Annotated in this window: 6 protein-coding genes and 1 rRNA gene; 3 read left to right on the top strand and 4 right to left on the bottom strand. The window is 57.2% G+C overall.

Annotated elements, in window-relative coordinates:
* Positions 1-303: ribosomal RNA gene (locus ACSEXS_RS12630) — 16S ribosomal RNA — on the bottom strand; the annotation flags it as partial.
* A 429-nt stretch (positions 304-732) separates the two neighbouring features.
* A complete protein-coding gene (locus tag ACSEXS_RS12625) occupies positions 733-1,689 on the bottom strand; it encodes a DUF4349 domain-containing protein (RefSeq protein WP_438433578.1) in 957 nt (318 codons plus the stop codon).
* A 313-nt stretch (positions 1,690-2,002) separates the two neighbouring features.
* Here ACSEXS_RS12625 and proB point away from each other — a divergent pair, with 313 nt between their 5' ends.
* The 3 genes from proB (at position 2,003) to proC (ending at position 5,361) form a co-directional block, all read left to right on the top strand.
* A complete protein-coding gene (gene proB / locus ACSEXS_RS12620; RefSeq protein WP_438433577.1) occupies positions 2,003-3,100 on the top strand; it encodes a glutamate 5-kinase in 1,098 nt (365 codons plus the stop codon).
* Positions 3,101-3,143: 43 nt separating this feature from the next.
* Complete coding sequence (locus ACSEXS_RS12615; RefSeq protein ID WP_438433576.1) at positions 3,144-4,400, top strand: glutamate-5-semialdehyde dehydrogenase; 1,257 nt, start codon at positions 3,144-3,146, stop codon at positions 4,398-4,400.
* Positions 4,401-4,479: 79 nt separating this feature from the next.
* Positions 4,480-5,361, top strand: coding sequence for a pyrroline-5-carboxylate reductase (proC, locus tag ACSEXS_RS12610; protein ID WP_438433575.1), 882 nt, complete (start codon positions 4,480-4,482; stop codon positions 5,359-5,361).
* 127 nt (positions 5,362-5,488) lie between these two features.
* Here proC and ACSEXS_RS12605 read toward each other — a convergent pair whose 3' ends face one another.
* Together ACSEXS_RS12605 and asnS are read right to left on the bottom strand one after the other, a co-directional pair.
* The gene (locus ACSEXS_RS12605; protein WP_438433574.1) at positions 5,489-6,163 is read right to left on the bottom strand and encodes a DnaD domain protein; all 675 of its coding nucleotides are present in this window, start codon (positions 6,161-6,163) and stop codon (positions 5,489-5,491) included.
* A 19-nt stretch (positions 6,164-6,182) separates the two neighbouring features.
* Positions 6,183-7,478, bottom strand: coding sequence for an asparagine--tRNA ligase (asnS, locus tag ACSEXS_RS12600; RefSeq protein ID WP_438433573.1), 1,296 nt, complete (start codon positions 7,476-7,478; stop codon positions 6,183-6,185).
* Positions 7,479-7,563: the final 85 nt, after the last annotated feature.

Genomic DNA, 7,563 nt, shown 5'->3' with positions numbered 1-7,563 from the left:
TCTCAGGTCGGCTACGCATCGTCGCCTAGGTGAGCCGTTACCTCACCTACTAGCTAATGCGCCGCAGGCCCATCCTCAAGCAGCAGATTGCTCCGCTTTTCTTCTCTTCGCCATGCGACAAAGAGGACGTATCCGGTCTTAGCTTTCGTTTCCGAAGGTTATCCCGGTCTTGAGGGCAGGTTGCCTACGTGTTACTCACCCGTCCGCCGCTAAGCCGTCCCCGAAGGAACAACCCCGCTCGACTTGCATGTATTAGGCACGCCGCCAGCGTTCGTCCTGAGCCAGGATCAAACTCTCCATAAAAGTAGTTCTATAGATCGTTCTCTTAATCTCATTCGTTAACACTTGCGTGTTGTTTGTGCTTCCTCCGAGCCGAAGCCCGAATTCTGCGTCCTATCCACTCGTTGTTCAGTTTTCAAAGGACCATTTCGGTTGACGATAATAAGTTTTCCCAACCGGGTAATTATTATACCATGTTGTTCGAACGCTTGTCAACCTCAGTTTGCTTTTTGTTCGATAGTGCTTATTGCTTCGTTCGAAGCAACTCTTATATCTTATCATGCATCCAAGCCGCTGTCAACAACTTTTTTGTCGAATCTTTTCGAAAGCTGTCGAACAATTGGCTGGATTAATAATATATCACGGACGTCAGCAACAAGCAAGACTTTTATTCGCGCCAATATGAGGTAAAAAGGCAGCCTTCGCTTTTGCTTCACGCAGGCTGCCTCTCCTTTAGTTAGAATCTTGTCGGTCGGTGCGCTGCTTCGCTTGCTTTCTGCGCTTCGAGATGATTACCACGGGAACCGCGATCACCGCCAGGATGATCAAGAAGGGAGTCGCCCCTACCGCCAACAGCAGCAAGCCGCGGAAAATAACGCCCAGAGCCGAAACGGAATCCGCAAAGGTTCCGCTTATTCTTGCCCCGAGCGCTTGTCGGTCTTCCTTAATGGCCACCGCGGCTTTTTTCTCCGCCAAATCGATCTCGACCGTAGACAAGGCTACATTCTGATTAATGAAGGTCATTCTCCCCTTCATCTGTTCGATCTCGGCCTGCACTTGATCAAGCTGATTGACGAACTTGACCAAGTCGTCGGTTTTGGTCGCTTTTTGCAAAAACTCCATCAACCGCGCTTCCGTGGCTTCCTTGACTTTCAGCCGAGCGTTCAAATCGACGAATTCTTCCGTGAAATCCGTCCCTTCCACGCTCCGATTCTTGCTGACGGAGGGAATCTTGTCCAGGCTGCCGAGAAGATCGTTAAGTCCCTTCGAAGGAACTTTGGCGGTAAAGTGACCGGACCACACCTCGTCATGGTTTTCCTCTTTAAAGGAAAGGACGTATCCTCCCGCACCGGTGATCGCTGATCGTATTTGATTCTGGGCTTCGGCGTAATTCTTCACGACCAAATTCAAGTTGGCCTTGTACACCAGTTTGCGTTCGATTCCGGCCGATGGGTCGGCGGCTGTTGTTAATCCGGCTTGCTTCGGTTGTACGGAAGCGGAGGGCGAAGCCGGCTCGCCAGCCTGATCCACGGCTGTTAAAGCCAGAGTCGCCGATTTCTCTGCAGCGATCATATCGACCTTTTCAGTTAATGCTGAGCTTTCCGAGTCCTTGTTCGAGGCGCTGCAACCGGCCGCAATGATAACGAACAGGAAGGCAACCACGACTGCAAACGCTTTTGATCCTTTCATACAAAGCTCCCCCTTTTCATTTAGCCAAAACGCTTTCTACTCAACAAACGCCCCCGGCTTTCCAAATGTTTCAAGAATGGGCAGAAAAGCCGGATAATCTTTACAAAGCCTTTTGCCGCGTGCTATTCTTAATGAAACTTCAACCTTCTTTCAAACCGGTTGGAGGCGCTCGACCTCATGCGCGGCAAGGCCGGGAGTTACGCTCCCAAGCGGCGCTTAAGCTCCGGACTTTCGTCACCCAGGCGGAAGTTTTTTTCATATCGGGGTCGGCAAGGCCCCCTGCTCGTCACTCGATTGATTAGGAAGGGATATCATGCACCGCTATGTCGTCAAAATCGGCAGCAGCTCGCTAACCTCCGATGAAGGCGGACTAAACCGCGACAAAATCGCCTTCTTCGCCGGCGAGCTCGCCGCCTTGCATCAGACCGGCGTTCAGCCGCTGCTCGTCACCTCCGGGGCGGTCGCCGCGGGCTTTACCGAAATCGGATACCGCAAGCGTCCCAAGCACCTCCACGAGAAGCAAGCCGCCGCCGCCGTGGGCCAGGCCCTCCTGATGCAGGCCTATCAGGAAGCGTTCTCCCGCTATGGGATTGGCGTAGCCCAAATCTTGCTCACCCGCTCCGATTTCTCCAACCGCTTGAGAATTCACAATGCGCTGATGACCATCGACGAGCTGCTCCGGCACCGGATCATTCCCATCATCAACGAGAACGATACCGTTTCGGTCAACGAGCTGAAATTCGGCGACAACGACATGCTGTCCGCCCTCGTCGCCAATCTGGTCAAGGCGCAGCAGCTCGCCATCTTGACCGATACCGACGGCCTTTATACCGCCGATCCGCGCAAGGACCCCGACGCCAAGCGAATTGAGCGTGTGGAGCAGATCACAGCGGAGCTGCTGCAGATGGCCGGCGGTTCCGGCTCTTCGGTTGGAACCGGGGGAATGCGCTCCAAGGTCGATGCCGCGCAGATTGCCTCCCGCGGCGGGGTTCCCGTCTTCGTGGGCAAAGTGAAGGAACCAGGCGACCTGCTGCGGGCGACGGAAGGCGGCGGAAAAGGCACTTATTTCGAAACAACCGTCCATCCCCTTTCCACCAAGAAACAGTGGGTCGGGTTTCATTCTCTCCCCCAAGGTTATATCGTGGTAGACGAAGGCGCCGAATCGGCCCTCCTGACCGGCGGGAAAAGTCTGCTGCCTGCAGGGGTCACCGAGGTCTCCGGGCAATTCGAGCCGGGGGACGTCGTCGAGGTTCAGAACCTGAGCCGCCGCGTCATCGGACGAGGAATCGTTAACTATGCCGCCTGGCAGCTGCATGTGACGGCCGGGCTGTCCACCGAGGAAGTCATCAAACGGGTAGAGGTGCCGCGTATGGAGGTCATTCACCGGGACGAATGGATTCCGTTCGGCTAACTTCGCGGCAAGCGATAGGAATGAACTTGAGGAGGAAGATGCCATGAGTGAGGTTCAGGAAAAGGCTCTTGCGGCGAAACGGACGACGAACGTGCTGAATCAGCTTACCCCCGATCAGAAGAACCAGGCACTGGAGCTTATGGCCCAGGAGCTGCTCTCCCGCAAGGAGGAGTTGTTTCAGGCTAACCGCTCGGATATCGAAAAGGGAGCCGCCGCCGGTCTCTCCACGGCCTTCATCGACCGTCTGACGCTGAATGATCAACGCGTGGAAGCCATGGCGGAAGGGCTTCGGCAAATCATCAATCTGGATGACCCGATCGGCGACCTGCTCGAGGAAACCGAACGACCGAACGGTCTGCTCATCCGCAAGATTCGCGTGCCGCTCGGACTGGTCGGAATCATCTACGAATCCCGGCCGAACGTGACGGTGGATGCAGCGGGCTTATGCCTTAAATCGGGGAACGCCGTCCTCCTGCGCGGCGGTTCCGATGCGCTTGCCTCAAACGGCAAGCTCGTCCAGATCCTGCAGGACGCGCTGCAAAAATCGGCCGTCCCCCCGGAAGCGATCCAACTCGTCGAAAGCGCGGACCGTTCGTCGGTGAACGAGATGCTCAAGATGAAGGGCGTTCTGGACGTTCTGATCCCCCGCGGCGGTCACTCTCTGATCCGCAATGTCGTCGAAAATGCTACGGTGCCGGTCATCGAAACCGGCGCGGGCATTTGCCATACGTATCTGGACGACGGAGCGGACTTCAAGAAGGCGTTGGAGATCGCCATGAACGCCAAGGTCCAACGTCCCTCCGTCTGCAACTCCATGGAAACCCTGCTCGTTCACCGCGAGTTTGCGGCGTCGCATTTGCACTCTCTCGCCGAGAAGTTCCTGGGAGCAGCAGTCGAGCTGCGCGGCTGTCCGGAAACGCTTGACCTCATCGGCGAACTGGCCAATACGAAGCTGGCGACCGAACAGGATTACGCTACGGAATACAACGACTATATCCTCAACGTGAAGATCGTCGGCAGCCTGGAGGAAGCAGTGGCCCACATTAACCGGTACGGCACCCAGCATTCCGAGTGCATCGTCACGGAGAACGCCGACCGGGCCCGCCGCTTTATGCTGGAGGTGGATGCCGCGGCGGTTTACCAAAATGCGTCGACCCGTTTTACGGACGGCTTTGAATTCGGCTACGGAGCGGAAATCGGCATCAGCACGCAAAAGCTGCATGCCCGCGGGCCGATGGGCCTGCCCGCGCTGACCACGACCAAATATTGCGTTTATGGAAACGGACAAATCCGGGAATAACAGCGAGGCCGGATGAACAAAAGAACCGAATCGGGGGCCCTCTTCACCGGAGGGCCCCGTCTTTTAGGAGGAGTTGTCCATGGAAGAAACCCGAACCTTACGCGAAACATCCATCCTATTCCTGGGAGCCGGCTCCATTGCGGAAGCGATCCTGCGCGGCCTCGTCCAGCGTCAAGCCGCTTCGCCCGGACTGATCACGGTTACCAACCGGTCCAATCGGGAGAAGCTGGAGAAGCTTGCGAGAACCTACGAGGTTCAAACCGAGCAGGATCCGGACCGCGTGCGCAGGCTCGCTTCGCAGGCCGAGGTCATCGTATTGGCTATGAAACCGGCCGACGCGCCGGCTGCTCTGATGGCTTACCGCGGCTTGTTCTCGGACAAGCAGCTGATCGTCTCCGTGATTGCAGGCTTGTCGATCGGAACGATCCGCGAGCTGCTGGACAACGAGCAGCTCCCCGTCTCCCGGACGATTCCCAACACATCTTCCTCCATCGGGCTGGGGATGACGGGGATCGCCTTCAGCGAGGACATGCCAGAGGAGATGCGGCAGCTCACGCTTGAGATGTTCCATGCCGTTGGAGAGACGGAGCTGATCCGCGAAGAGGAGATGCATATCCTGACCGGCATTTCCGGCAGCGGACCGGCCTATCTGTATTATTTTGCCGAAGCGCTTATCTCCGGCGGGGTGCTTGGCGGATTCCAGCCGGACCAAGCCCGCGCTCTGGCCGTGAATACTTTGCTTGGCGCGGCCGCGATGATCCGGGATACCGGCGAAGACCCGGCCAACTTGCGCCGCAAAGTTACCTCGCCCAACGGAACCACTCAAGCGGCTATCGAGACCTTGGAACGCTACGCGTTCAAGGAAGCGGTGGAACAAGCCGTCCTGCGCTGCACCGCGCGTTCGCGGGAGATCGCCGATATGATTGATACCAACGCGCAGGCGGTACTCCGCGACCGGTAACCTGTTCAATCCACGAGCAAACCAAAGAGCCTTCCGCTTTCTCCAAGAGGAGAGGTAGCGGAAGGCTCTTGTTTTCCTATATGCCTATCTTTGAGGTATGTGCCCGCTAGGGCCGCCGGGTTCAAGTTTAGGAGCGGCCGCGAAACTTCTGGCGGTGCTCCTTCGCCTGCTCGACCGTCACGATGCGGTTGTGCTGCCACTCGAGCAGGATGCGGTCGATATACCGGAAATGCACCTTTCCGGCAAAAACCGCTTCCTTGAGGGCGGCCCGAATCAAGTCTTCGGAATACCCGTCCTGGTCCAGCCAGCCGGAGATCATCTCCAGCTCCATCGGCGTCAAAGGCCGGGCAAATTCCTTTTCGAAGACAGTGAACAGGTTCTTCCCGGTCTGCGGCTTCGCGGTTTCATTCGCTCTGTCCGCACGGGTTTGCTCCGCCCACCAAGATACGAGCTTGCTGTACATCGCGTCCAGGCCGTAGCGTTCAAAGCGCACGCCGCTAACCGGGTGCACGCCTTCCTCAATGCTCAGGAAGCCAGCCTTGATCAGCCGGGACAAGGCTGCCATCACTTCGTCCGGTCCGGCGGACATGCGCCCGGCGATCTCGTCGGGCGTCGGAAATTCATTGCGTTCCCGTTCCGCAAACAGGATGAGGTGAATCAGCAGCATCGCTTCCGTATCGGTTAATCCGAGCTCCCGGTAGCCGGTCAACAGCAGCGTCGGAACCTCGGCTTTCCCGGTTCGCAGACCGGCAAGCAGACCGTCCTCGTAGGCTTTCACGGAAGCGGACTTTGCGGATTTCATCACAACGCTCCTCCCGAACTTAAGGGTAAAGCCGGTACAGCAGGCGGGGGAACGGAATGGTCTCGCGGACATGGTCCAATCCGCAGATCCAGGCGACGGTGCGTTCCAGGCCAAGACCGAAGCCGGAATGGGGCACAGTTCCGTACTTGCGGAGGTCCATGTACCAGGCGTAGGCTTCATCGGACAATTCGTGCTCCTTGAAGCGCTGCTCCATCAGCTCGGGATCGTCGATGCGCTGGCTTCCGCCGATGATTTCCCCATAGCCCTCCGGCGCGATCATGTCGGCGCAAAGCACCACTTCCGGCCGATACGGGTCCGGCTTCATGTAGAAGGCCTTGATTCCCGTGGGATAGTGCGTGATAAATACGGGTTTCTCGTATCGTTCGGCAATGGCGGTCTCGTGCGGAGCCCCAAAGTCCTCGCCCCAAGGAACTTCGAATCCGTTGGCATTCAAATATTCGATGGCTTCGTCGTACGTGATGCGCGGGAACGGAGCCTGAATCTTCTCCAGCTTGCTGATGTCCCGTTCGAGGGTTTCCAGCTCCCGGCGGCAGTTGGCGACAACGGATTGGACCACGAACGACACGAACTGCTCCTGAACCTCCAGGCTCTCGAAGAGATCGGTGAAGGCCATTTCCGGCTCGATCATCCAGAATTCGATCAGGTGACGGCGCGTCTTCGACTTCTCGGCGCGGAAGGTCGGCCCGAAGGAATAAACTTTACCGAGCGCCATAGCGGCCGCTTCCATGTAGAGCTGGCCGCTCTGGGTCAGATAAGCGTCTTCTTCGAAATACTTGGTATGAAACAGCTCCGTCGTCCCTTCGCAGGAGGAAGGCGTGAGAATGGGCGGATCAACCTTCTTGAACCCGCGCTCGTTGAAGAATTGCTGGATCGCGCGAATGATCTCGGCACGGATGATCAAAACGGCCCTCTGCCGCGTGCTGCGCAGCCAGAGATGGCGATGGTCCATCAGAAAATCGACGCCGTGCTCCTTGGGCGTGATCGGGTATTCGCTCGTGATCTGGATGATCTCGACGCCGGTAACGCTCAGCTCGAAGCCGCTCTGGCTCCGCTCGTCCTCACGCACCGTTCCGGTGACATACAGAGAGCTTTCCTGGGTGAGCGACTTGGCTAGATCCCAAACTTCTTCGGGAACCTCGCTCTTTACGACGACGGCCTGGATGTAACCCGTACCGTCCCGAAGCTGCAGGAATTGAATTTTACCGCTGGACCGCTTGTTGTTCAGCCAGCAGCCGATGCGGACTTCTTGTCCCACATGCTGGTTTACTTCGCTGATCGTGCTTTTTGCTGCCATAATGTCCTCCTTTAACCTGGACCGTTCCACTGAAGTTGGCATAGATGCCTTCATTGTACCTGTTCCCCTGCGGTTTTGCACGGCG

It is taken from the genome of Gorillibacterium terrae, assembly GCF_051594785.1.
GTDB lineage: Bacteria > Bacillota > Bacilli > Paenibacillales > NBRC-103111 > Gorillibacterium.
This window is presented reverse-complemented; position numbering and strand designations above follow the sequence as displayed.